At 70.3% G+C, this 25,297-nt stretch carries 16 protein-coding genes and 1 pseudogene; 14 read left to right on the forward strand and 3 right to left on the reverse strand.

The window, feature by feature from the left end; all coding sequences use genetic code 11:
- Window positions 1-59: 59 nt before the first annotated feature.
- Window positions 60-1,343, reverse strand: coding sequence for a phosphopyruvate hydratase (eno, locus tag OG588_RS47685; protein ID WP_405952768.1), 1,284 nt, complete (start codon window positions 1,341-1,343; stop codon window positions 60-62).
- A 100-nt stretch (window positions 1,344-1,443) separates the two neighbouring features.
- Here eno and OG588_RS47690 point away from each other — a divergent pair, with 100 nt between their 5' ends.
- Window positions 1,444-2,310: a winged helix-turn-helix transcriptional regulator gene (locus tag OG588_RS47690; RefSeq protein WP_405952769.1), complete on the forward strand. Its 867-nt coding sequence runs from the start codon at window positions 1,444-1,446 to the stop codon at window positions 2,308-2,310.
- A 245-nt stretch (window positions 2,311-2,555) separates the two neighbouring features.
- A complete protein-coding gene (locus tag OG588_RS47695; protein WP_405953399.1) occupies window positions 2,556-3,293 on the forward strand; it encodes a dienelactone hydrolase family protein in 738 nt (245 codons plus the stop codon).
- 96 nt (window positions 3,294-3,389) lie between these two features.
- Here the strand turns inward: OG588_RS47695 and OG588_RS47700 are convergent, their stop codons facing one another.
- Window positions 3,390-4,166: an SDR family oxidoreductase gene (locus OG588_RS47700; RefSeq protein ID WP_405952770.1), complete on the reverse strand. Its 777-nt coding sequence runs from the start codon at window positions 4,164-4,166 to the stop codon at window positions 3,390-3,392.
- Between the two features lie 136 nt (window positions 4,167-4,302).
- On the reverse strand, window positions 4,303-5,238 hold the full coding sequence (locus OG588_RS47705; RefSeq protein WP_405952771.1) for a hypothetical protein: 936 nt from the start codon (window positions 5,236-5,238) through the stop codon (window positions 4,303-4,305).
- A gap of 144 nt (window positions 5,239-5,382) precedes the next feature.
- Here OG588_RS47705 and OG588_RS47710 point away from each other — a divergent pair, with 144 nt between their 5' ends.
- The 12 genes and pseudogenes from OG588_RS47710 to OG588_RS47765 all read left to right on the forward strand — a co-directional run bounded on the left by OG588_RS47710 (window position 5,383) and on the right by OG588_RS47765 (window position 25,052).
- Window positions 5,383-6,213 carry a phosphotransferase enzyme family protein gene (locus OG588_RS47710; protein ID WP_405952772.1) on the forward strand — a complete coding sequence of 277 codons (831 nt, stop codon included), beginning with the start codon at window positions 5,383-5,385 and terminating at the stop codon, window positions 6,211-6,213.
- 188 nt (window positions 6,214-6,401) lie between these two features.
- On the forward strand, window positions 6,402-7,430 hold the full coding sequence (locus OG588_RS47715; protein WP_405952773.1) for a hypothetical protein: 1,029 nt from the start codon (window positions 6,402-6,404) through the stop codon (window positions 7,428-7,430).
- A 240-nt stretch (window positions 7,431-7,670) separates the two neighbouring features.
- Complete coding sequence (locus OG588_RS47720; RefSeq protein WP_405952774.1) at window positions 7,671-8,666, forward strand: LacI family DNA-binding transcriptional regulator; 996 nt, start codon at window positions 7,671-7,673, stop codon at window positions 8,664-8,666.
- Between the two features lie 489 nt (window positions 8,667-9,155).
- Window positions 9,156-10,685, forward strand: a complete 1,530-nt coding sequence (locus tag OG588_RS47725) for an ABC transporter substrate-binding protein (protein WP_405952775.1) — start codon at window positions 9,156-9,158, stop codon at window positions 10,683-10,685.
- Between the two features lie 90 nt (window positions 10,686-10,775).
- Window positions 10,776-11,717, forward strand: a complete 942-nt coding sequence (locus OG588_RS47730; protein WP_405952776.1) for an ABC transporter permease — start codon at window positions 10,776-10,778, stop codon at window positions 11,715-11,717.
- Window positions 11,714-13,564, forward strand: a complete 1,851-nt coding sequence (locus OG588_RS47735; protein WP_405952777.1) for a dipeptide/oligopeptide/nickel ABC transporter permease/ATP-binding protein — start codon at window positions 11,714-11,716, stop codon at window positions 13,562-13,564. The genes OG588_RS47730 and OG588_RS47735 overlap by 4 nt, the downstream gene beginning before the upstream one ends.
- 20 nt (window positions 13,565-13,584) lie before the next feature.
- A pseudogene (locus tag OG588_RS47740) lies at window positions 13,585-14,500 on the forward strand (ABC transporter ATP-binding protein).
- The gene (locus OG588_RS47745) at window positions 14,497-15,984 is read left to right on the forward strand and encodes a glycoside hydrolase family 43 protein (RefSeq protein ID WP_405952778.1); all 1,488 of its coding nucleotides are present in this window, start codon (window positions 14,497-14,499) and stop codon (window positions 15,982-15,984) included. The pseudogene OG588_RS47740 and the gene OG588_RS47745 overlap by 4 nt, the downstream one beginning before the upstream one ends.
- 56 nt (window positions 15,985-16,040) lie before the next feature.
- Window positions 16,041-18,239, forward strand: a complete 2,199-nt coding sequence (locus OG588_RS47750; protein WP_405952779.1) for a beta-galactosidase — start codon at window positions 16,041-16,043, stop codon at window positions 18,237-18,239.
- Complete coding sequence (locus OG588_RS47755) at window positions 18,236-20,797, forward strand: beta-glucosidase (RefSeq protein ID WP_405952780.1); 2,562 nt, start codon at window positions 18,236-18,238, stop codon at window positions 20,795-20,797. The genes OG588_RS47750 and OG588_RS47755 overlap by 4 nt, the downstream gene beginning before the upstream one ends.
- A complete protein-coding gene (locus OG588_RS47760) occupies window positions 20,794-22,365 on the forward strand; it encodes a DUF4038 domain-containing protein (RefSeq protein ID WP_405952781.1) in 1,572 nt (523 codons plus the stop codon). The genes OG588_RS47755 and OG588_RS47760 overlap by 4 nt, the downstream gene beginning before the upstream one ends.
- A gap of 5 nt (window positions 22,366-22,370) precedes the next feature.
- Complete coding sequence (locus tag OG588_RS47765) at window positions 22,371-25,052, forward strand: family 78 glycoside hydrolase catalytic domain (RefSeq protein WP_405952782.1); 2,682 nt, start codon at window positions 22,371-22,373, stop codon at window positions 25,050-25,052.
- Window positions 25,053-25,297: the final 245 nt, after the last annotated feature.

Below are 25,297 nucleotides of genomic sequence, written 5' to 3' on the forward strand. Positions count from 1 at the left end.
CCCGGTCGGCCGCTGACGTGGAGACGACCCCGCGCGATGCACGACGGTCGTTCCCGCTGTCAGCGGCGCAGCCCCAGCGCGGCACGTCCCGCGTAGCGTGCCTGGTCGCCCAAGTCCTCCTCGATGCGGACGAGTTGGTTGTACTTGGCGGTGCGGTCGGAGCGGGAGAGCGAACCGGTCTTGATCTGGCCGCAGCCGGTGGCGACGGCGAGGTCGGCGATGGTGGTGTCCTCGGTCTCGCCGGAGCGGTGGGACATGACGACGCTGTAGCCGGCCCGGTGGGCCGTCGCCACGGTGGCCAGGGTCTCGGTGAGGGTGCCGATCTGGTTGACCTTCACCAGGATCGAGTTGGCGATCCCGTCCCGGATGCCCGCGCTCAACAGCGTCTCGTTGGTGCAGAAGACGTCGTCGCCGGTGAGCTGGCAGCGCTTGCCGAGCCGGGCGGTGAGCGCCTGCCAGCCGTCGTGGTCGTCCTCGGCCATCGGGTCCTCGATCGACGCGATCGGGTAGCGGTCGACCAACTCGGCCAGGTAGTCGGCGTGTTCGGCCGGGGTGCGGCGGACGCCCTCGCCCGTGTAGTCGTAGACGCCGTCGTGGAAGAACTCCGAGGTGGCCGGGTCCAGGACGAGGGTGATGTCGGTGCCGGGCTTGTAGCCGGTCTTCTCGATGGCGTGCACGACGAAGTCGAGGGCCTCGTCGGCGGTGCGCAGTGCGGGGGCGAAGCCGCCCTCGTCGCCCACGTTCGCACTGTGGCCGGCGGCGATCAGGTCGCGGCGCAGGGTGTGGAAGACCTCCGAGCCCATCCGGACGGCCTCGGCGAAGGTGGCCGCGCCGATCGGCGCGATCATGAACTCCTGGAAGTCGAGCGGGTTGTCGGCGTGCGCGCCGCCGTTGACGATGTTCATCATCGGCACCGGCAGCAGGCGGGCGTCGACGCCGCCGATGTAGCGGTACAGGGGCAGTCGGTGGGCGGCGGCGGCCGCCTTCGCGGTGGCCAGGGAGACGCCGAGCAGGGCGTTGGCGCCGAGCCGTGACTTGCTGTCCGTACCGTCCAGCTCGATCATGGACCGGTCCACGGTGGCCTGGTTCTCGGCGTCGAGCCCGATCACGGCGTCCGCGATGCTCTCGTTCACGGCGTCCACGGCGCGCCGAACTCCCTTGCCATGGAAGCGAGTCGGGTCCCCGTCGCGCAGTTCCACCGCCTCCCGGGCGCCGGTGGAGGCGCCCGACGGTACGGCGGCCCGGCCGAGCGAGCCGTCCTTGAGTTCGACGTCCACCTCGACGGTGGGATTGCCCCGGCTGTCGATGATCTCGCGTGCGACGACCCGGCTGATGGCGGTCACGGTGCGACTCCTCACGCAGGGCCCGCGTCTCTGGCATCGGCGGGCAGTAAGTTCCACTGAGATACAAAGTGGGTCCTGAAAAAGAACTTACTATGGGTGCATGAGGAAGCACAACGCAGATGAGACCTGCGGCATCGCCGCTGCCGCCGTGGTTCTGGGTGACTGGTGGAACGTGCTGATCCTGCGGGAGATCGCCCGCGGACACGTCCGCTTCGACGCGCTGGCCGCCGAGATCGGCCTGTCCCGCAACGTCCTCACCGAGCGCCTCGGCCGGCTCGTCGCCCACGGCGTCCTGCGTCGCAGCCTCTATCAACGACGCCCGGTGCGCTACGAGTACGTCCTCACCGACGCCGGGCTCGCGCTGCTGCCGCTGCTCGTCGCGATGCAGGACTGGGGCGACCGGTGGATGCTCGGCGACGGAGGCCTCACCGCCACGGCCGACACCGACAGTGCCGAGCACACCCGGGTGCACGCCCTCACCGGCACCCGCCTGCCCGAAGACCTCGCACTCCCCGGCACCCAGGGCACGGACCTGCCCGTCGTCCCGCCGGACGCCGCCGCGACCGTACTGTTCACCTACCCCGGAACGGGCATCGACCGGGACGAGCGGATCCCCGGAGTCGCCGGCTGCACACTGGAGAACCGGCTCTTCCGCGACGCCTGGCCCGACTTCCGCCGGGCGGGCGTGGACGTACGCGGCATCAGCACCCAACTCCCGCACGAGCAGGCCGAGTTCGCCCGCGCGGAGGAGATCCCGTACCCCCTCCTCTCCGACGCTCACCACCACTTGGGCGCGGCCCTGCGACTGCCGACCTTCCGCAGCGCCGGCCGCCTGCGCCACAAACGCCTGATCCTGGTCGTCGACGCCGAACGGACCGTACGGCATGCCCTGTTCCCCGTCGACGACATACAGCACGCCGTTCGGCAGAGCCTGCGGCTGGCCGAGGACTGCGCGCGTGCCGCCTGAGAACCCATCTTCAAACCGGTGAGAGGCCTGACCCGAAGATCCGGGTCGAAGGGGCAACGGGATGGACAGCTGCCGTGGGGGCGAGGTCTGTGACGGTTCTTATGAGCCATCGCCGCATTTCATGGGATATCAACGTTTCAGGGAAGATATATGCGTATCGGGGAGATGTGTGCGCTGCTCTGCCAGCGGCAGAACAGCGGACGGGCCGGGCTCGACGATCACTACAGTCCAGTCTCATGACGGCGATTACGACGATTACGACGCGTACGGTCGAGTACCCGGCCGACGGTCTGACGATGATCGGGCACCTCGCGCTCCCGGCCGGTGTCGACCGCCGACCCGCGGTGCTGCTCGGGCCAGAGGGACCGGGGCTCGGCGACGTCGAACGCCGCCGGGCCGATGCTCTCGCCGAAATGGGATACATAGCGCTGGCCTTCGACCTCCACGGCGGGCGCTATTTGAGCGACCCTGAGGAGATGCTGGCCCGTTGCCTGCCATTGCTCGCCGATCCCGACCGGATGCGGAGCATCGGCCATGCGGCACTCGACGTGTTGCGCACCGAACCGCGGACCGACCCCGACCGGATCGCCGCTGTCGGCTACGGCACCGGGGGCGCCGTCGGGCTGGAACTCGGACGCGACGGCGTCAACCTGCGCGCGATCGGCACAGTCAACGCACTGACCACGGGCCGACCGGGCGAGGCGGCGCGCATTCGCTGCCCGGTGTGGGCCGGGGTCGGGTCGGAAGACCCGATCATGCCGCCCGCGCAACGGAACGCGTTCACCGCTGAGATGCAGGCCGCGGGCGTCGACTGGCGCCTCGTGGTCTACGGCGGCGCCCTGCACGCCTTCCACCATCCGTCGGTCGACCACTCCACGGTCCCCGGCGTCGGCTACCACCCGCAGCACGCGCAGCGAGCTTGGCGCGACGTCGTCGACCTGCTCGCCGAGTGCCTGCCCGTGACGGAGGATCTGGGGGCATGACCCGGGCGGACATGCCGGCCCCGGGCTTGGTCGGCGTCATGCCAGGGATGCCTCAAGCACAGGTTCAAGGATGGGTTCTGAGGCAGGCGGGCGGTGTTACGCGAACCCGCCGTTGCTCATGAGGAGTTGGCCGTTGATCCACTGGCCCTCCGGTGAGCAGAGGAAGTCGACGAGGTGGGCGGTGTCCTGCGGGGTGCCGAGGCGGCCGAGCGGCGTCCGGCGGAGCACGTGCGCGCGCCCTTCCTCGGTCATCCAACCAGTGTCCACCGGGCCCGGGTTGACCACATTGGCGGTGATGCCGAGGTGGGCGAGTTCGTGCGCGGCGGCCAGGGTGATGCGGTCCAGGGCGCCCTTGCTGGCGCCGTAGGGAAGGTTGTCGACGGTGTGGTCGCTGGTGAGGGCGATGATCCGACCGCTGCCCGGAGCGGCGGCGAACCGTCGGCCGTACTCCCGGATCAGCAGCCAGGTGGCGCGGGCGTTGACCGCGAAGTGCCGGTCGAAGCTCTCGACGGTGGTGTCCAGCAGACCCGAGTCCACCGACTCGAAGTGGCACATCACCAGGGCCGTGACACCGCCCAGATCGCGTTCGACCTCGTCGAAGACGCGCGCCGGGGCCTCCGGGTCGGCCAGGTTCGCCTCAACTGCCTTGGTGGCGGCGCCGTGTTGAGCGAGGGCGTCGGTGATGGCCGAGGTCGCGCCGGGCTCGGAGCCCCAGGCCATGCGTTCGTCGTAGGGGGTCCAGTAGGTGAAGGCGAGGTCCCAGCCGGAGGCCGCCAACCGACGGGCGATACCCGCACCGATGCCGACGGTCCGCCCCACTCCGGTGATCAGAGCGAGCGGGCGGGCAGTTGGGCGGGCCGGGCGCGGCATCATGGTCCGAGATCGTTCATGACCGGATCCGGTTCGGCAACTGCCTTTTCCGTGGCGCGTGTTGTGCGCGCGGAGGCGTCTGTTCGGTGCCTTGGTCGAGCGGGCGGGTTTCGGCACTCGCGTCGTTCGGCGCGGTGCATCAGGCCTCGATGCGAAGCCAGGTGTCGCCGGCGCGAAGCCACAGAGATCCGTCACGCCCTTGACCGCAGTGCTTGACGACCCTCCCGGGCACATGGACCTTGTGCCGCTCTGTCACGGTCCAAGTGTCGCCGAGCAGCTCGGCCCGGACCACTTCGGTTGTCCGTTCGTTGTGATCGCGCCTGGTCAGGACCGCTCGGTCGCCGCGTACGGCGAATCCGTCCGGTTTGGGCAGGGGACTGGGCCAGCTCGTCACCTCGCCCGTGGCGGGGGTGATCCGCGTGAGGAACGTGCCGCCGCGACGAGTGCCGGAGTACCAGATCAGCCACACCAGGTCGCCGTCGGTGGCGGCGGTGCAGCCCTCCAGAGGCACGTCGGGAAGCCGGCCTTCAGGCGCCCAGATCGCTTCCCCTGCGCCACTCCATCCGGCGAGCCCGGCCCCCGACTCCGGATGCCCGCCGTAGATGCCTTCGTCACCGTGGGCCGTCCAGATCGATCCGCTGCGGTCGGTCACCAGGGCGGGGAGATCGTCGCCGACGCAGAAGGCGTTCTCCTGCGCGCCGCTCTCCAGGGAGAACACCCGGGCGTTCGGCTTCCACGCACCAGTGTCGTCCTTCTGCGTACGACCGCCCGCGACGAGGAGCCGGGAGTCCGGGAGCAGGGCGATGTGACTGGGCCGGACCTGCACATCCTTGATCGGCCGCCGCCGAACCGATCCGTCGGCTTGGCGCAGCACCAGCGTCCCGTCGAACGGCAGCTTCGGGCCCCACCCCACCCAGCCCTTGATGTAACGGATCTGGTGGAGGTGCCTCCGGTGAACGAGCAGAACGGCGAGTTCTCCTGTGGGGCCGGCGGTCCACCACAGAGGGCGTCGCCCTGCCCAGAGGTCGATGGCAGGCGGTGCCCAGACCCTCTCCACCTCGACGATCGCCGACATCGCGTCCCCCGTTTTTTGCGTGGCACGGCAACAGGCCGTCTGCATAAGCTACTTGATCGGAAAGCAGCCTTCGCCGTCGCTGCCCGGCGTCGCAAGTCCCGGACCACGGCGACCAGAACATCCCCGGCACGCAAGGAGATCCCCATGTCCGCCGACCCCGGCCGGTACTCCGACAAGGCGGAGGCGGAGGAGCACGAGCTGACCGGCGGCGGCACCGCCCGTGTCTTCCGTATCGGCGAGACCGTACGCAAGCCGGTCATGCCCTGGACCCCCGCCGTGCACCGGCTGCTGGACCACCTCGAACGCCAGGGCTTCGAAGGCGCTCCCGCCGCGCACGGGACCGACGAACACGGCCGGACGATCCTGACCTACCTGGCGGGCGACGTCGGCAACTACCCACTGCCCGACGCGGTGCGCAGCAGTCAGGCACTCGCCACCTCGGCCCGTCTGTTGCGCCGCTACCACGATGCGACCACCGGCCTCGCCCAACACCCCGGCGGAGACTGGCAGTTCTGCGCGCTCGCGCCCGTCGAAGTGATCTGCCACGGCGACTTCGCCCCGTACAACTGCGTCTTCACCGGCGAGCGGGCCGTAGGGCTCATCGACTTCGACGCCGCCCGCCCCGGCCCCCGCGCCTGGGACCTCGCCTACGCCCTCTACCGCTACGCCCCCCTCACCCACCCCGACAACCACGACGGCTGGGGTGCGACCGAGCAACAGGCCCACCGCGCCCGGGAGTTCCTCGACGCGTACGGCTGCACCCGTGAGGAACGGCAGTCGGTGATGGACATGGCCGCACCACGGCTGGAGTCCCTCGCGGACTTCATGCGGGAAGGGGCCGCCGCCGGTGACGAGAACTTCCGGCGGCACATCGAGGAGGGTCATCTCGCTCTGTACGTAAGGGACATCGACTACATCCGGGACCACGCCGAGGTCTGGTCACACCTTGTCGTCGCCCGGACTCCGACGACCTGACGCCTCACGGTCGTGCCCCTGTGGGCAGTTGGAGTGGATCTTCAGCGGGGATCCTTGCCCCGGAGGACCTGGCGGGGGCATCCCGTCTGCGGTTAAACAACGATGATCGCGACTCCAGGCCAGGAAGTGAGTACGTGCACGCCCGAGACGAATTCCGCTCGCAGGAAGCCGGAGTCCGGCGTACCCCGGTGAGCGGCCCCGCAGTCAATACCGTCACGCCTTCGCACGAGTTGCTGTCGCTCCAGGGCAGGGCGGGCAATGCCGGGGTCGTGCAGATGCTCAGCGAAGGAGGGCACTCCTGGGCCGGACGGGCAGCTGATCCCGCTCCGGCCGTGCAGCGGGCGGTGGTTCAGCGGAGCAAGTTGTCGCACGGGAACATCTCGTTCACCAACGTGGCCCTCAAGTACCCGGAATCGCAGGGCAAGGCCACCCGGGTACTGGAGCTGCTGGTCTCCAACACGCAGATCAAGTCCTTTCTCGCTGACCGGACTTGCCGGATCACGCTGGAGAAGCGGACGACGGAGACACCGGCGAACGTGGTCGACAAGGGAGCCGAGGGCGTCTTCGTCACGCTGGCCTCCTACTACCTCGAGAACTACGACATCGGCTACATCGTGGGCATGCTGTGCCATGAGTTCGGCATGCATCCGATGGCGCAGGCCGCCCCCAACATGGGCCGGGAGGAGGAGAACTTCCGGGGCATGCCCTACCCGGTGCCGGGCCTCGAAGGGAAGGACGTTCCCGACGGATTCGCGTCGATGAACTCCGACACCGCCAAGCAGCCCGATCATGTGCTCGGCGTCATCCCCGGAAGCCCGCGGTACACCGTCTACCGTGACGTCACCCTGGAAATGGCGGACCTGCTGCTGCGCGACGTGCACAACAAGGAGGACGGCGCCCGCGAGCGGGACGTCACCGACCTGATCGACTGCTTCCTCATGGACGTGGCGTCGATCGCCGCGACGAACGACAACCGTGTGCGCGGCATGCCGATCCCGGGCAACAGCGAGGGCGAGACGGTCCGCAAGGACATCGCGGCGGTGTACAACGCCTACAAGGCCCGCCTCTCCCAGGACCTGCCACTGGGGCGCCAGCCCGTCAAACCCCTGTTCCCGCCGGACAAGACCCCGGAAGCCGTCAAGGCCGACTTCGCCACCCTCCTCAAGCGCATCGCCAAGGGCAGACTCTGGGCCTGGAGCATCGACAACAGCGACTGATGCCAACGGCGACTGAGGCCGCGACAGCGACCGGGGCGAATGGTGACCGGGGCCGACAGCTGCCGACACCGACGCCGAGGCCGACGCCGGTCAGAGAGTCGCGCGCACCGGATTTTCACGGGTCGAGGCGTCCGGAGTATCGGACATCCCGCATGCTCACTGTTACGATTCAGTAGAGTTCGCTGCTCAGTCGCACACCTTGCGACGCAGGCTGTCCAAGACCTTCCCCAGGAGACTCCCATGGCGCGTAGGACCGGCCGCGTGACGGCGACCGACGTCGCCAAGGAGGCGGGGGTCTCGCAGACCACGGTCAGCTATGTGCTGAACGACGTGTCGCACCAGAAGATCTCCGACCAGACCCGGCGCAAAGTGCTCGACGCGGTGGCGAAACTGGGTTACGAACCCTCGGCCGCCGCACGCGCCCTGCGCCTGGGCCGCAGCGACCTGGTGCTGCTCTTCCTTCCCGACGTTCCCGTGGGCGGCACGCTGACCGCCCTGGTCGAACTGCTCGGCGACGAACTGGAGCGGCACGGCCTGAACCTCGTCACGCGGCGCGAGCGGCACGCCCCGCTCAAGGCGCTGTGGCGTGAGCTCATGCCGGCGGCCGTGATGACGGCCTTCGACGTCGCCGACGACGACGTGGCCGGCATGCGGGCGGCCGGCATCCACGTGGTCAGCGCCGGGATGGGCCCCGTGGTCGCCCCGGGTGTCCTGACCGTTCCCCAGACCCTGATCGGCACGATGCAGGTCGACCGGCTCGCGGCGACGGGACACACCCGCATCGGCTACGCCGCTCCCGGGGACCCCCGACTCAGGGACTTCCTGGACCTGCGGCTCGACGGCGCCCGTACGGCCTGCAAGGAGCGCGGTCTTGAGCCGCCGGTCGTGCTGGAGGTGCCCCTCGACATCTCGGCCGCCGCCGCGGCGGCCGAGCAGTGGCACTCGACTGTCCCCGCCGTCACGGGGGTGTGCGCCTACAACGACGAGACGGCCTTCGCCCTCCTCGCGGGTATGCGCAGGGTCGGCCTCGCCGCCCCCGGCGACCTGGCCGTGATCGGCGTGGACAACGACAAGTTGGCGCCGTTCGCGGTGCCGCCGCTGACGACGATCGACAACAACCTCGATGTCGCCGTGGGCCGTCTCGCCCGCATGATCGTCAGCGGCGTGACCGGTCAATCCCAGCCACAGACGCCCCAGGTGACTCCGCTGACGCTGGTGGTACGCGAGTCCGCCTGACACCGACGGGCCCGGCCCGGGTTGGACCGGTCCCACGGAGACCGAGCCGGTCCTGACGCAGGCCAAGTCGGTCTGACGCGATCCGAGTTGATCCCAGTCGACCCGAGTCGATCCGACCCAGGCCGCTCTGGCCAGGACGTCTTCGCCCGCTTCCGGGAAAGACCTTCTCCCCGCGCGCCATGGCGCCGCCGCCTGTTGCGGATCGCCGCCCTTCGTCCGGAAAGCCGCTTCCCAAAAAGCTGATGCACGGCCCTTGTGGTCCACCCACCGCGGGGCTACGTTACGCATACGTTTCACTTGTACGTATCAGTGGCTGATTTCGGACCCACCGAAAAACGGTGGACATATAGCCCCCTTCCGCCAGGAACGGCTGACCGCCAAGAACGGTCCAGGCCGCGTCAGGACCTGGTTTCCCACTTCCTCCGAGGCCCTTGAGGGCGGCTCGCCCGCGCGATGCCGTCCGGTCAACCACTCACCAGCGGAGCACCCATGCGAAGAATCGCGCTGACCGCCGTATCGGCTGTCCTGATGTTGTCCGCGGCCGCGTGCGGCTCGGGATCGGGATCCGGTTCGGGCAAGGCGGCCACCGGCGGCACCCTCACCCTGGCCCCCCTGGTCGCGGCCCAGCCGTGGGATCTGGCCGACGCCGGTCTCGGCAACAACGCGCAGTACTACCAGCCCGTATACGATTCGCTGCTCCGGCTGTCCCCGACGGCCGACGTCAAGCCCAACCTGGCCACCAAGTGGTCGTACAACGCGGCCCGTACGGTCCTCACGATGACCCTGCGCTCCGGCGTCAAGTTCACCGACGGCACCGCCCTGAACGCGACGGCCGTCAAGACCAACCTGCTGCACACCGAGAAGGGCACCAGCGAGGCCGCGGGCCAGCTCAAGGGCATCACCGGCGTCGACGTCGTCAACGCCACCACGGTCGCGATCAAGCTCTCCGCCCCCGACCCCTCCCTCGTGCCGAACCTCGGCAACGTGGCCGGCATGATCGCCAGCCCGAAGGCCATCGCCGCGGGCACGATCAAGACCACCCCGGTGGGCTCGGGGCCGTACACCCTGGACAAGTCCGCGACCACGGACGGCAGTACGTACACCTTCGTGCGCAACCAGGACTACTGGAACAAGGCCGCCTTCCCCTTCGACAAGATCGTCCTCAAGCCGCTGACCGACCCGACCGCCGTGCTCAACGCGCTGCGCTCGGGGCAGGTCAACGGCGCCCTGCTGGCCAGTGCCAAGAACGTCGCGCCGGCCAAGAGCAGCGGGCTGACCGTCACCAAGTACACCTCCGGTGACGTCGAGGGCGTCTACATCTGGGACCGCGAAGGAAAGATCGTCAAGGCGCTCGGCGACGTCCGGGTCCGGCAGGCCCTGAACTACGCCTTCGACCGTTCCACGATCGTCAAGACGGCGAAGCAGGGGCTCGGCAAGGCGACGACCCAGATCTTCAACCCGGGCGGTTCGGCCTTCGACAGCTCGCTCGACTCGAAGTACTCCTACGACCCGGCGAAGGCCAAGCAGTTGCTGGCCGAGGCCGGCTATCCGAACGGCTTCTCGGTCACCGTCCCGGACGTGTCGTCCGTCTTCCCCGACCAACAGGCCGCCATGGTCCAGCAGTTGGAGGACATCGGGATCAAGGTCAAGGTCGACAAGATCCCCGTCACTCAGTTCATCAGCGCCCTCCTCGCGGGCAAGTACCCGCTGTCGTACATGACGTTGGCCTCCTTCCGCCCCTGGGACACCATCCAGATCGAGGTGGGAAAGAGCGCGCTGTGGAACCCGCTGCACAGCTCGGACCCGAAGGTCACCGACCTCATCACCAAGGCGCAGTCCGCGACCGGTGCCGCCCAGGACGCGCTGTTCAAGCAGCTCAACACCTACCTCGTCGACCAGGCGTGGAACGCGCCCTGGGACTCCGTGGAGAACACCTACGCGACGACCAAGGGCGTGACCTTCACCCCGCAGACGTTCGCCGCCGTCCCGCCGATCTACAACTTCAAGCCCACTGGCTGACCCGGACGGCGCGCCGGGCGGGTTCGGTGGTGCCGCCCCCGCCCGGGCGCCGGTCAACACCGGTCAGGGAAAGGCAAGGTGGAGAGACTAATGATCGTTTTCTTGGTCCGGCGCATCGCTGCCGGGTTGGTCCTGGTCCTGGTGATCGCGACCACGACCTTCGCGCTGATGGGCCTCACCGGTTCCGACCCGGTGCGCCAGATCGTCGGACAGACCGCGGCCCAGCAGCAGGTGACCGCCAAGTCCGCCGAACTCGGGCTCGACCAGCCCTTCGTGGTCCGCTACGGCCACTGGCTCGCGGACGCGGTGCACGGCAACCTCGGCAGCTCGTGGTTCAGCGGTGAGTCCGTGACGAGTTCGCTCGAGAACAAACTGCCGGTGACCCTGTCGATCGTGCTCGCCGCGCTCCTGGTGTCGGCCGTACTGAGCACGGTGCTGGGCGTCGCCGCCGCGGTCCGCCGGGGCGCCCTGGATCAAGTGGTGCAACTGCTCGCGGTGTTGGGGTTCGCCGTACCCAGCTTCCTGGTGGCCCTGGTGTTCGCCGTCGTGATCGGCGTCGACCTGGGCTGGCTGCCCGCGACCGGCTATGTCCCGCTGGCGGACTCGGCGGGCGGCTGGCTGCGGTCGATCACTCTCCCCGCGCTGTCGCTCTCCGTCGGAGCGATCGCCGCCACCGCCCAACAGGTGCGCGGCTCCATGGTCGACGTCCTGCGCGCGGACTACGTACGCACCCTCCGCAGCCGTGGCATCAGCGAGCGCAGCCTGCTGTTCCGGCACGCGCTGCGCAACGCCGCCCCGGCCGCGCTGACCGTGCTGGCGCTTCAGTTCATCGGCCTGGTCGGCGGCGCGGTGGTGGTCGAGAAGGTCTTCGGCCTCAACGGGATCGGCAGCCAGGCGACCAGCGCCGGCTCGCAGGGCGACACTCCGGTGGTCATGGGCGTCGTCGTGGTCATGGTCGCCCTCGTCGTGGTGGTCAACATCCTGATGGACCTCGCATACGGCTGGCTCAACCCGAAGGTGCGTGTGGGATGAAACTTCCCGACTCCGACGACACGACGGGCGCGGTCGGCCCGGCCGTGGCCGCGCAGGGACGGGCGGGAATCATGCGCCGGCTGCTGCGCAACCCGGTGGCCGTGACCTGCCTGGTCCTGCTCGCGCTCATCTCCCTGGCCAGCCTCTTCGCACCCCTGCTGACCAGCCAGGACCCGGCCCGCTCCTCACTGACCGACAGCCTCGCCCCGATGAGCGGCAAGCACCCCTTGGGCGGCGACGGCGTCGGCCGTGACGTCCTGGCCCGACTCCTCTACGGCGGCCGCACCAGCCTGCTCGGCGCGCTGCTCGCGGTGGCCGTCGCCGTGGTGATCGGCGTGCCCGCCGGTCTGGTGGCCGGCTACTACCGCAAGTGGTTCGACGCCGTGAGCAGTTGGGTCTCCAACCTGCTGATGGCCGTGCCGGCGATCATCGTGCTGCTCGTCGTGATGTCCGCGGTCGGGCAGAACACGTACCTCGCCATGGCGGTCTTCGGCGTCCTGATGTCGCCGGGCGTCTTCCGGCTGATCCGCGCCTCGGTGATCTCCGTACGCGAGGAGCTGTACGTCGACGCGGCACGGGTGTCCGGCTTGACCGACGCCCGGATCATCCGCCGGCACATCCTGCCCGTCGTACAGGCGCCGACCATCATCCAGGCCGCCCAGATGCTCGGCCTCGGCATCGTCATCCAGTCCGGGCTGGAGTTCCTCGGTCTGGGCTCGGCGACCCAGGCGAGCTGGGGCTCCATGCTCAACGACGCCTTCGGCAACATCTACACCAAGCCGGAGTTGATGGTCTGGCCCGGGCTCGCGCTCGCGGTGACCGTCGCCGCGTTCGGCCTGTTGGGCAACGCCCTGCGGGACGCGCTGGACGGGACCGCCGTAGCCGGGCGGAAGCCGTCGCGTGGCGCTACGACCCGTAAGCCGGCCGTGGACAAGAAGGCGCCGCCCGTCATCTCCGAGGCGCAGGACACGGACGATGCCCTGCTCGTCCTCGACGGCCTGACGGTCTCCTATCCGACGGCCCAGGGCGAGAAGACCGTCGTCGACGGCGTCTCCTTGACGGTGCGCCGGGGCGAAGTCCTCGGACTCGTGGGGGAGTCGGGCTCGGGCAAGAGCCAAACCGCCTTCGCCATCCTCGGGTTGCTGCCCAGGGAAGCCCAAGTCGCCACCACCCGTCTGGTGTTCGACGGCACAGAGCTGGGCCGCCTCGGCCGCGCGGCCATGAACCGCTACCGCGGCCACCGCATCGCCTACGTCCCGCAGGAACCCATGTCCAACCTCGACCCCTCCTTCCGCATCGGCGCCCAACTGGTGGAACCGGTACGCCGACACCTCGGACTGTCGGCCGCCGAGGCGAGGACCAAGACCCTCGGCCTGCTGGAGCGCGTCGGCATCTCCGACCCGGAACGGGTCTTCCGCGCCTATCCGCACCAGATCTCCGGCGGTATGGCGCAGCGCGTCCTCATCGCCGGCGCCGTGTCCTGCGAACCGGACCTGCTCATCGCCGACGAGCCGACCACGGCCCTCGACGTGACCGTGCAGGCCGAGGTGCTCGACCTGATGCGGTCCCTGCAGAGCGAGCGGAACATGGGCGTGATCCTGGTGACCCACGACTTCGGCGTGGTGGCCGACCTCTGCGACCGCGTGACGGTGATGCAGACCGGCGCGGTCGTGGAGTCCGCACCGGTGGACCAGTTGTTCGCCGCTCCGCAACACCCGTACACCCGCATGCTCCTGGCGTCCACGTTGGAGGACGCCGAGCCGCGGTCCGCGCTCAGCCTGAGTCGCACCGTGTCGGCGAGCGCCGCAGGCATCACGCACACCGGACGTCAGGAGGGTCCGGCATGACCGGGACAGTGAACGGGACCATGAACGGGACACCGAACAAGGAACGCCCGGCCGAACCCCTGTTGGTAGTCGACGATTTGATCGTGGAGTACCCGTCGAAAGGCTGGCGCAAGCCGCCGTTCCGGGTGCTCAAGGGCGTGTCGATCAGCATCGGCGCCGGCGAGACGCTCGGGCTGGTCGGTGAGTCGGGCTCGGGCAAGACCACGCTGGGCCGAGCGGTTCTCGGACTGGCCCCGATCGCCTCCGGCACCGTCCGCTACGACGGCAAGGTCATCTCCGGCCTGGGCGCGAAGGAACGCAGGGCGCTCAGCAGCGACATCCAGGTGGTGTTCCAGGACCCGTACACCTCCCTCAACCCGGCGATGACCGTGAACGACATCCTCAGCGAACCGCTGCGCGTCGCGGGTACCCCTCGGACGGAGGCCGAGAAGCGGGTGCGGGACCTGCTCGACCACGTACGGCTGCCCGCCGACGCGGGGGAGCGGCTGCCACGGGAGTTCTCCGGCGGACAGCGCCAACGCATCGCCATCGCAAGGGCGTTGTCCCGGGACCCGAGGGTCATCGTCTGCGACGAACCGGTCAGCGCACTGGACCTGTCGACCCAGGCCCGGGTACTGGACCTGTTCGTCGAGATCCAGGAACGCACCGGCGTCGCCTACCTCTTCGTCACCCACGACCTCTCCGTGGTCCCGGCACATCAGCCACCGGGTCGCGGTCATGCGCGGCGGGGAGATCATCGAGACCGGCGACGCGGCGACCGTCACCACCGCACCCCAACACCCGTACACCCAGCGCCTGTTGCTCGCCGCGCCGGTGCCGGACCCGCAACGGCAGGCGGAACGCCGGGCCGAACGGCGACGGCTGGCGGCGGCCCTGGCGGCCGACACCTCCACGGAAGTTCCCACCAACGCCTCGATGTCGGGAGACCGAGCATGACGCTGCCCAACCCCACCGTCCCCGGCTTCCACCCGGACCCCAGCATCACCCGCGTCGGCGACGACTACTACCTCGCCTGTTCCAGCTTCGAGTACCTCCCCGGCATACCGCTGTTCCACAGCCGCGACCTCGTGCACTGGGAGCAGATCGGCAACGTGGTGACCCGGCCGGGGCAGTTGGCGGTGGAGAAGGTCCCCACGCTGGGTGGCGCCTGGGCGCCCACCATCCGGTTCCACGACGGCCGCTTCTGGCTGGTCGTCACCGACGCGATGGGGCGCGGCAGTCTCATCTTCACCGCCGACCGCGCCGAGGGCCCCTGGTCCGACGGCATCGTCATGGAAGGCGTGCCCGGTATCGACCCGGACCTCGCGTGGGACGCCGACGGCACCTGTTTCGTCACCTACTCGGGCCTCCAGCTCGACGGAGACCGCGCCGGCGAGCACCTCGGCGTCCAGCAGGTCCGCATGGACCTGGAAACGGGCCAAGCCCTCGAAGAACCACGGTCGTTGTGGTCGGGCACGGGCCTGATGTTCCCCGAGGCGCCGCACCTCTACGAGATCGACGGCACCTGGTACCTCCTGATCGCCGAGGGCGGCACCGAACGCGGGCACTCCGTCAGCATCGCCCGCGGCCACCGCCCCGACGGCCCCTTCGAGGGCTGCCCGGCCAACCCGGTGCTCAGCGCCCGCAGCACCGACCGCCCGGTCCAGAACACCGGCCACGCCGACCTCGTACGCACTCCCGACGGCAGCTGGGCACTGTTCCTGCTGGGCATGCGCCCCGGCGGACTGACCAGGGCTTTCTCCCCCATGGGCCGGGAGACGTTCAGCACCACGCTGGAATGGGCCGACGGCTGGCCGGTGGTGCAGCCGGTCCAACTGACCCCGGCCACCGCGCCGGTTGAGCACCACGACGACTTCACCGGCACCCAACTCGGCCTGGAATGGCTCTCGATACGAACCCCGGCCGCGGACTGGTCCTCACTCACCGAGCGCCCGGGCCACCTCGTCGTACACGCCGACGGCTCCACCATGGACGACCCGCGCCCCCGTTTCGTCGGCCGCCGCCAGCAGCACCAGGCGTCCGTCTTCTCGGTCCGCGTGGACGGCGCTGGTGGAGTCGGCGGGCTGAGCCTGCGGATCGACGAACACCATCACTACGACATCGAGGTGGGCGCCGGCACCGCCCGTGCCCGTGCCCGGGTGGGCCAGCTCTGCCAGACCTGGGAGCAGCCGCTTCCCGCAGGGCCGGTGACCGTACGGATCGAGACCGAGCCGGTCAGCGGCATGGGGCTCGACGCCCTCGGCCCGGACGTGGTCCGCCTGTCCGTCGACTCCGGCACCGGACCGGTCGAACTCGCGGCGCTCGACGGCCGCTACGTCTCCGCCGAGACCGCCGCGTCCTTCACCGGCCGAGTCGTCGGCATGTACGCCGCCGAAGGGACCGTCGCCTTCGACCGGTTCAGGTACCGGGGCGAGGACTGAGCCTTCCTCCCGTCCGAGACAGCCGACCGGCACCGAGAGAAAGTCACCAGCACCGTATGGGCACTTCCTCCCCACGCATGCTCTTCGGAGCCGCGTACTACACCGAGTACCAGCCGTACGAACGACTCGCACAGGACCTCGACCTCATGGCCGAGGCCGGGTTCAGCGTCATCCGGGTCGGCGAGTCGGTCTGGTCGACCTGGGAACCCCGCGAGGGCACCTTCGAACTCGGCTGGCTGCAACCGGTGCTCGACGCCGCCCAAGAACGCGGCATCCAGGCGATCATCGGCACCCCGACCTACGCCGTCCCGCCCTGGTTGCGCCGCAAGTACCCGGAAACGGCGGCCCGTTCAGGCACCGGGCAGCCCATCCCGTACGGCATGCGGCAGGACGCGGACTACTCGCACCCCGCCTTCCGGCATCTCGCCGAGCGGCTGGTCCGCAAGATCGTGGGGCGCTACGCCGACCACCCGGCGGTCATCGGCTGGCAGGTCGACAACGAACCCGGGCTACGCATCTTCCACAACGACTCGGTGTTCCAGGGCTTCCTCGACCACCTCCGCGACCGCTACGGCGACGTCGAGACCCTCAACCGCCGCTGGGGGCTGACCTATTGGTCCCACCGGTTGCAGGACTGGGCGGACCTGTGGACCCCCGACGGCAACTCCACCCCGTCGTACGACCTGGCCTGGCGCCGCTACCAGTCCCGGCTGACGCAGGAATACATCACCTGGCACGCCGAGTTGGTGCGCGGCCTCGTCCCGGAGCAGCACTTCGTCACCACCTGCGTCGCCCTCGGCCAGCAGGGCCTGGACATCTCGGCCATCGGCAAGCCCCTCGACGTCGCCGGGGCGAACATCTACTACGCCACCCAGGACGGGCTGGCCCTGCCGGGTCCCGACGAGCCGGAGGGCGGTCTCTATCCGTTCTTCGTCGCCTGGTCAGGACCCGCCTGGCTCTACCTCCAGAACGACATGGCGCGCGGCATCCGCCAGGAACCCTTCCTCGTCATGGAGACCAACGCCACCTCGATCGGCGGCTCCGCGGACAACTTCCCCCTCTACCGCGGCCAGGCCCGCCAGGCCGTGTGGAGCATGGTCGCGCGCGGCGCCAGGATGATCGAGTACTGGCACTGGCACTCCCTGCACTACGGCGCCGAGACCTACTGGGGCGGCATCCTCGGCCACAGCCTGGAACCCGGCCGGACCTACGACGAACTCTCGGCGATCGCAGGGGAGTTCAAGCAGGCCGGCAGTACGATCGAGGGCCTGCGCCCCCGCAGCGATGTCGCGATGCTGCTGTCCGCCGACAGCCGCTGGGCCATGGAGTTCATGGCGCCGCTCCGGGGCAACACCCCTGCGTGGTTCGGCGATCCGCAGTCCTACGACCGCATCGTCGCCGCCTTCTACCGGGGGCTGTTCGACGCCGGGTTGTCCGTCGACATCGTTTCCCCGGAGCAACTGCCGTCCAGTTCCGAGGAGTTGGTGGAACGCCGGCCGGTGCTGGTCGTCCCCGCGCTGTACATCGCGGACGACGCGACCCTCGACCTGCTGCGCCGGTACGCCGAAGCCGGCGGCCACCTCGTCCTCACCCCGCGCACCGGTTACGCCGACGAGGAGGCCGTTGCCCGGCACACGGTGATGCCCGGAGTGCTGCGCCCCGCCACGGGAGTGCGCTATCAGGAGTTCACCAATGTGCTGACGCCGGTCACGGTCACCCAGGGGGACGGGACGTCGTACGGCCCCGCCCTGCACGGGCACGCCACCGCCTGGGCCGATGGACTGATCGCGGAGGGCGCCACCGTCCTCGCCGGGTACGACCATCCCCACCTGGGCCAGTTCGCCGCCGTCACCACGCACGAGTACGGCGACGGCCGCGTGACCTACGTCGGTACCGTCCCGGACCGCGAGCTCTCGCGCAGCCTCGCGGACTGGATCGCCGCGGTCTCGGTCCCCTCCGACGCCTGGCGCGAGGACCGACCGCCGTCCGTCACCTGTACGTCGGCCACGACCGCCGACGGCGCTGTCCTGCGCTTCGTCCACAACTGGGCCTGGGATCCGGTCGGTTACCACCTGCCGGAAGACGTCCGCGACCTGTTCACCGGTGAGCCCTTCGCCGCCGGAACCACGCTCGAACTCGGGCCCTGGGACGTCCGGTTGCTCATCGAGCGCGAGGGCGACAGCTCCGTGGAGCGAACGCCCACCGCCCCCACTGCCCCCACTTCACCTTCACCTTCACCGAGGAGGACGCCGTGACCCGGCAGCCCACCACCGACGCCCCCTCCATCCCCTCCGCTCCCTCCGCGACCGACGAAGCCGAGCTCGCCAGGCGCCTCGGCGCGCTCACCCTGGAGCAGAAGGTGCGGCTGCTGACCGGCGCCGACTTCTGGTCCCTCCACCCCGAACCCGCCATAGGTCTGCGCCGGTTGGTCGTCTCGGACGGACCCGCCGGAGTCCGCGGTGAGCTGTGGGACGAGCGCAGCCCCTCCGCCAACGTGCCCTCGCCCACCGCGCTCGCCGCCACCTGGGACGAGCCCCTGGTCGAACGGCTCGGCGGACTGCTCGCCCATGAGGCGCGCGGCAAGGGTGTCGACGTCCTCCTCGCCCCCACCGTGAACCTGCACCGAACCCCTTACGGCGGACGGCACTTCGAGTGCTTCAGCGAGGACCCGCTGCTCACCGCCCGCATCGGCGTGGCCTATGTGCAAGGTGTTCAGGGCGGCGGCGTGGCGGCCACCGTCAAGCACTTCGTCGGCAACGACTCGGAGACCCAGCGCATGACGCTCGACGCGCGGATCGGTGAACGCGCCCTGCGGGAGCTGTACTTGGCGCCGTTCGAGCGGATCGTCGGCGAGGGCCAGGTCTGGGCCGTGATGGCCGCGTACAACGGGGTCAACGGGCACCCGATGACGGAGAGCCCGCTGCTGCGCCAAGTGCTGCACGACGACTGGGACTTCGACGGGCTGGTGATGTCGGACTGGTTCGCCGCCCGCACCACCGAGCCGTCCGCCCGCGCCGCGCTCGACCTGGTGATGCCCGGCCCGATCGGCCCGTGGGGCGACGCGCTGGTCGCCGCCGTACGCAAGGGCAAGGTCGAAGAGGCCCTCGTCGACGACAAGGTGCTGCGACTGCTGCGCCTCGCCGCCCGGGTCGGCGCGCTGAGCGATATCCCCACCACAGCCACGCCGCTCCACCACGACGCCGCTTCCGTGGCGACCCGACTGCGCGAGACCGCCGCCGCCGGATTCGTGCTGGCCCGCAACGAGGACACCCAACTACCCCTGGACCGCGCGGCGTTGAGCCGGGTCGCCGTCCTGGGACCCAACGCCGCCGCGGCCCGGACCCTCGGCGGAGGCAGCGCCACCGTCTTCCCGCCCTACACCGTCTCACCCCTCGACGGCATCCGCGCCGCCCTGGGCGACGGCGTCGAGGTCACCCACGGCGTCGGTGTCACCCCGCAAACTCGCGTACCCGCGGCGGCACTTGCCCACCTCCGCCACCCCGACGGCTCCGGTGAGGGCGTGGAGGTGAGCTTCCTGGCCGGGGACGGAACCCTGCTCGGCTCCGAGCGCCGTAGCGGAGGTGCCTACACCTGGATGGGGTCCTACGGCCCCGGAGTCCCGACCGGTGAGGTCGCCCGGGTGGAAGTGCGCACCGTGATCCGCGCGACCGACGCCGGCCGGTACGCCGTCGGAGGCTCGGGCATCGGACGCTTCCGGATGTCCGTCGCGGGCGTCGAGGTGTTCGACGTATGCCTCCAACTCCCGCCGGGGGCCGACCTGGTGGAGGGTCTGATGACCCCGCCGCAAAGTCTCCACACCGTCGATCTGGCGGCGGGCGAGGAGACCGAGGTCGTCCTCACCCACGACATACTCACCCACGACACAGTCACCCACGACGCCGACTCGACGGACGATGCCCTCGGCGACGCGGTCACCATGTTCCAGCTCAACCTCCAGCCGCCGCACGGCAGCGACGACGAGGAGATCGAGCGGGCCGTGGCACTCGCCCGCGAGGCCGACGTCGCCGTGGTCGTGGTCGGCACCACCGAAGAGGTCGAGAGTGAGGGCTTCGACCGCGAGGGCCTCGCCCTGCCCGGCCGGCAGGACGAACTCGTCCGCCGGGTCGCCGCGGCCAACCCCCGTACCGTCGTGGTCGTCAACTCCGGTGCCCCGGTGCTGCTTCCGTGGTCCGGGGAGGTCGCGGCGGTACTGCTCGCCTGGTTCCCCGGCCAGGAGTTCGGCAACGCGCTCGCCGACGTCCTGCTGGGCGTCGTGGAGCCGGGCGGCCGACTGCCCACCGGGTGGCCCGTGTCCGAGGAGGGGCTGCCCGCCACCGACCCGGTCGACGGCGTACTCGCCTACGACGAGGGGCTGTTCATCGGCTACCGGGGCGACGGCCGCACCGGATGGCAGCCGCCCCGCTACGCCTTCGGCCACGGACTCGGCTACACCACCTGGGACTACGTGTCGATCGACGCCCCCGGCGAGCTGCCGTCCGGCGCGGATCTCACCGTAGACGTGCGGATACGCAACAGCGGCACCCGGCACGGCAAGCAGGTCGTGCAGGTCTACGCCGGTCGCCCCGGCAGCGTTGTCGAGCGCCCGCTCCGCTGGCTCGCCGGGTTCGCTGTGGTCGAGGCGGCACCCGGCGAGGAGGTCGTCGCGACGGTCACCGTGGCCGCGCGCGCCTTCGAGCACTGGAACGCCGAAGTGGGCGGCTGGGCGGTCGAGTTGGGGACCTTCACCCTGGAAGCCGGCCCGTCCTCGGTGACCCTGCCGCTGGCCGCCGACATCGCCGTCGGCAACTCATGAGTGATGCGCGGCCGGAAGCGGACCTGGTCGTCGCCCCCTGGCGGCAGACCGAGATCACCCTGACCGGGACCCGCGACCACGCCAACCCGTACACCGACCTCGACGTATGGGCCGAGTTCACGCACGATTCCGGGACCGTCCTGCGCCGCCCCGCCTTCTGGGACGGCGGCCGGGTCTGGAAGGTCCGGTTCGCCTCACCGCACACGGACGGCCGCTGGACCTGGCGCAGCGGCAGTTCGGTGGCGGACGAAGGACTGTCCGGGCAGGGCGGAACGCTCGTCGTACGCCCCGGCGCTGACGACGCCAACTCCTTTCACCGGCACGGGTTCTGGCGCATGTCGCCCGGCGGGCGCAGCCTGGTGCACGCCGACGGGACGCCCGCGCTGCTGGTCGGCGACACCGCCTGGGCCCTGCCCTGGCGGGCCACCGAGGAACAGGTCACGGAGTACGCGGCGGACCGGCGGGCCAAGGGCTTCAACGCGGCCCTGCTGATGAGCGTCCAGCCCGACATGGACGCGCGCGGACCGCGCGACCGCACCGCCGACAAGGGCTTCGATGTCGGCTTCGAGGACCTGCCCACCGGGCACATCACCGTCCTGAACCCGGCGTACTTCCAGTACCTCGACCGGCTGATCGGCATCCTCCGCGACCACGGGATCGTCCCCGTACTCCAGCCGCTCTTCCACGGGTTCGGCTGGAAGGGCCTGCGCGTGGCGGGCCCGGTCGTCCCACCGCAGGAGTACGCGTGCTACTGCCGCTATCTCGTGGCCCGTTACGGCGCCGCCCCCGCCGTCTACCTGGTCGGCGCCGACGGCGAGGGCCACGAACCACAGATCGCGGCGGGCGGCGCGGAGGTCGGCCGCTGGGACGACTACGGCCAGCCCTGCGGTATCCACTACCGCCCGCACGCCGACAACTGCGCCCACCAGAGCGAGAGTTGGCTGCACTTCCAGTGGTGCCAGACCGGCCACATGGGCGGACACGTGCAGGAACGGGTCGCCGACATGTGGCGCAACACCCCCGCCAAGGCCGTCGCCAACGCCGAGCCGACGTACGAGAACACCGGCCGTCCCGGCCGCGCCGCGGGCTGGTGGCAGGGGCACGAGGCCTGGAGCAACCTCTGCGCCGGCGGCACGATGGGTGTGGTCTACGGCGCGGCGAGGCTGTGGCAGTGGCGGCTGCACCCCGCCGAACCCGGCCACGAGGAGTTCTTCCTCGCCAAGGACGCCGGCTGGCGGGAGGCACTGGACTTCGAGGGCTCACACCACGTCGGCCTGATCTCCCGCATTCTCGCCGGCCTTCCCCTGACGGACATGCGCCCCGACTGGCGCTCCGCCCTCGCACCCCGGGGCCTGTCCGTCCCCGGCGTGCTGTATCTCTGCTACGCAGAGGAGGGCGGCCCGCTGTTCATCACCGACCCGGAGAACGTCCCGCTCCCTTACCGGGTGATCGATCCCCGCACCGGCGAGACCGTCCGCGAGGGCGTGCGCACCACGGCCGCGGATCCCGTACCCGACGCAGGCGGAGCCCCACGGGTGTACATCTGCCATGACCCGAGCCGGAGTTGATACCCGTGCATGTCACGCCGCCCACCTTCGAGCACCACCGCGAACCCCTCGGTATCGGCGAGCACGCTCCCCGCCTCAGCTGGCGCACGGTCACCGACACCGGGGACTGGCACCAGGCCGCCCACCAGGTGGAGATCACCGCCGCCGACGGCACGGTCGTCACCGACACCGGACGCGTCGAGTCCGCCGAGTCCGTCCTCGTCCCCTGGCCCGGGCCGCGCCTCGGCTCCCGGCAACGCGTCGGCGTACGGGCCCGAGTCTGGGGTGAGGGTGAGCACGACCCCTCACCCTGGTCGACGACCTCGTACGCCGAGACCGGCCTCCTGGAACCGACCGACTGGACGGCCCGCCCCATCACCCCGGACAGCGGCGCCCTCGCCGAGGAACCGCTCCCCGCAGCGCTGCTCCGCCGCGACTTCACCCTCACCGGTCCCGTCGCCTCCGCCCGGCTGTACATCAGCGCGTACGGCGTCCACACGGCCGAGATCAACGGCGAGCGCGTGGGCGACCAGGTCATGGCTCCCGGCTGGACCTCCTACCAACACCGCCTGCGCTACCAGACGTTCGACGTCACACCCCTGCTGCGGACCGGCGCGAACACCATCGGAGCCCTGCTCGGCGAGGGTTGGTACACCGGGCGCCTAGGCTTCCACGGCGGTCGCCGCAACATCTACGGTGAACACCGCGCGCTCCTTGCCCAGTTGGAGATCGCGTACGCCGACGGCACGACGCACACCGTCCGCACCGATGACCACTGGCGTACGACGACCGGTCCCGTGCTGCGTTCGGAGATCTACGACGGCGAGGCCTACGACGCACGGCGTGAGCGGCCGGGCTGGTCCGCGCCTGGGCACGACGTGTCCGACTGGACCCGCGTCCACGAACTGCCTTCCCCGCACGCCGAGTTGGTGGCACCGACGGGCCCGCCCGTGCGACGCACCCAGACCGTCGCCCCGGTCGCGGTCATCACCACCCCGTCCGGCAAGACGATCCTGGACTTCGGGCAGAACCTGGTCGGCCGGCTGCGCATCCACGTCGAGGGCCCCGCCGGCCACGAGGTCACCCTGCGCCACGCGGAGGTGCTGGAGCACGGCGCACTGAGCACTCGCCCGCTGCGGTTCGCCGCCGCCACGGACACGTACGTCCTGAGAGGCGAAGGCGTGGAGGTGTACGAACCCCACTTCACCTTCCACGGCTTCCGATACGCCGAGATCGGCGACTGGCCCGGCCCGCTCGACCCCGCCGCCGTCGAGGCGGTCGTACTCCACACGGACCTGGCCCGCACCGGCTGGTTCGAGTGCTCCGACCGCCTCCTGAACCGGCTCCACGAGAACGTCGTGCAGGGCATGCGCGGCAACTTCCTCGACGTTCCGACGGACTGCCCACAGCGCGACGAACGCATGGGCTGGACCGGCGACATACAGGTCTTCGCACCCACCGCGTCCTTCCTGCACGACTGCTCCGGCATGCTGAGCGGCTGGCTGCGCGACCTGTCCGCCGAGCAGTTGGCGCGACCGGACGGAGTGCCGCCGCTCGTCGTCCCCGACGTACTGCCGGCCGCGTTCCAGGACGCGGGTGCCCAGGCGGTGTGGGCCGATGCCGCGGTGCTCCTGCCATGGACCCTCTATCAGCGATTCGGGGACCTGGAGGTGCTGCGTACCCAGTACCCGAGCATGCGGGCCTGGGGCGAGGCCACGATCCGGTTCACCGCCGCGGGCGACGGACTGTGGCGCCAGGACTTCCAACTCGGCGACTGGCTCGACCCGCAGGCCCCGCCGGACAGCCCGGGGGAGGCGCGGACCGACGGCGACCTCGTCGCCAACGCGTACGTCATCCGCTCCGCCGAGGTCCTGGCCGAGGTCGCCGAACTCCTAGACGGCACACAGCAGTTGGACGGTACTGGGCCGTTGGACGGCAAGGCGGACGCCGCCCGCCTCCGCGCGCACGCGCAGGCCGTACGCGAGCGGTTCGCCGACCGGTTCGTCACGCCGGACGGCCGACTGTCCTCGGACACCCAGACCGCCTACGCCCTGGCCATCGCCTTCTCGCTCCTACCGACGGAGCGTCAACAGCGGGGCGCCGCCGAACGGTTGGCGCAGATCGTGCGCCGTGCGTCCTTCCGTATCGCCACCGGTTTCACCGGCACACCCCTGATCTGCGACGCCCTGTGTGCGGCGGGCGAGCCCCAACTCGCCTACCGCATGCTCCTGGAGAAGGACTGCCCGTCCTGGCTCTACCCGGTGACCATGGGCGCCACCACCGTCTGGGAGCGCTGGGACTCGATGCTGCCCGACGGCACCGTCAACCCCGGCGAGATGACCTCCTTCAACCACTACGCGCTCGGCGCCGTCGCCGACTGGCTGCACCGCACGGTCGCGGGCCTAGCCGCCGCCGGACCCGGCTGGCGGCGGCTGCGCGTCGCCCCGCTCCCGGGCGGCGACCTGACCTGGGCGAAGGCGGCCCACGACACCCCGTACGGCAGGGCCGAGGCGGGCTGGCGCATCGAGAGCGTGAAGGGCGGCAAGGGGGACATCCTCGTCGTCGAGGCGTCGATACCCCCGAACACCCGGGCCGAGGTCCAACTCCCGGACGGCAGCGCCCCGTTCGAGGTCGGCTCGGGACGCCACACCTTCCGACGCCCCTGCACCGCCCCACCCTGGCCGCCGACCGCGATCCGGTACCCGTGAACCGCGGGCGACCGCACGCGGCGTGACCGGGTCGGGTCCCACGTCTGCGACCCGCTCGGCGGCGTCTCCTCGTCGTGCGGGGCTGTGAGCCTGGCACGCAGGCGGCCGACGAGTGGTCCGCCGTAGCCGGCGGCCGACTCCCGCTCCTCCCCTTCAGTCACGCTTGAAGTTTCAAGCGGATTCGGTCAGACTCTCGTTTGAGAGTTCAAACGGCTCGTTCCGGGGCCCTTTGGGCTCTGCCCGAA

The organism is Streptomyces prunicolor, from assembly GCF_045162825.1.
GTDB classification, from domain to species: Bacteria; Actinomycetota; Actinomycetes; order Streptomycetales; family Streptomycetaceae; genus Streptomyces; species Streptomyces prunicolor.

Bases quoted from the DNA above. Each gene is read 5' to 3' on its own strand.
- OG588_RS47690 (WP_405952769.1), top strand. From the start codon at position 1,444: ATGAGGAAGCACAACGCAGATGAGACCTGCGGCATCGCCGCTGCCGCC.
- OG588_RS47700 (WP_405952770.1), bottom strand. From the start codon at position 4,166: ATGATGCCGCGCCCGGCCCGCCCAACTGCCCGCCCGCTCGCTCTGATC.
- OG588_RS47705 (WP_405952771.1), bottom strand. From the start codon at position 5,238: ATGTCGGCGATCGTCGAGGTGGAGAGGGTCTGGGCACCGCCTGCCATC.
- OG588_RS47710 (WP_405952772.1), top strand. From the start codon at position 5,383: ATGTCCGCCGACCCCGGCCGGTACTCCGACAAGGCGGAGGCGGAGGAG.
- OG588_RS47720 (WP_405952774.1), top strand. From the start codon at position 7,671: ATGGCGCGTAGGACCGGCCGCGTGACGGCGACCGACGTCGCCAAGGAG.
- OG588_RS47725 (WP_405952775.1), top strand. From the start codon at position 9,156: ATGCGAAGAATCGCGCTGACCGCCGTATCGGCTGTCCTGATGTTGTCC.
- OG588_RS47730 (WP_405952776.1), top strand. From the start codon at position 10,776: ATGATCGTTTTCTTGGTCCGGCGCATCGCTGCCGGGTTGGTCCTGGTC.
- OG588_RS47735 (WP_405952777.1), top strand. From the start codon at position 11,714: ATGAAACTTCCCGACTCCGACGACACGACGGGCGCGGTCGGCCCGGCC.
- OG588_RS47745 (WP_405952778.1), top strand. From the start codon at position 14,497: ATGACGCTGCCCAACCCCACCGTCCCCGGCTTCCACCCGGACCCCAGC.
- OG588_RS47750 (WP_405952779.1), top strand. From the start codon at position 16,041: ATGGGCACTTCCTCCCCACGCATGCTCTTCGGAGCCGCGTACTACACC.
- OG588_RS47760 (WP_405952781.1), top strand. From the start codon at position 20,794: ATGAGTGATGCGCGGCCGGAAGCGGACCTGGTCGTCGCCCCCTGGCGG.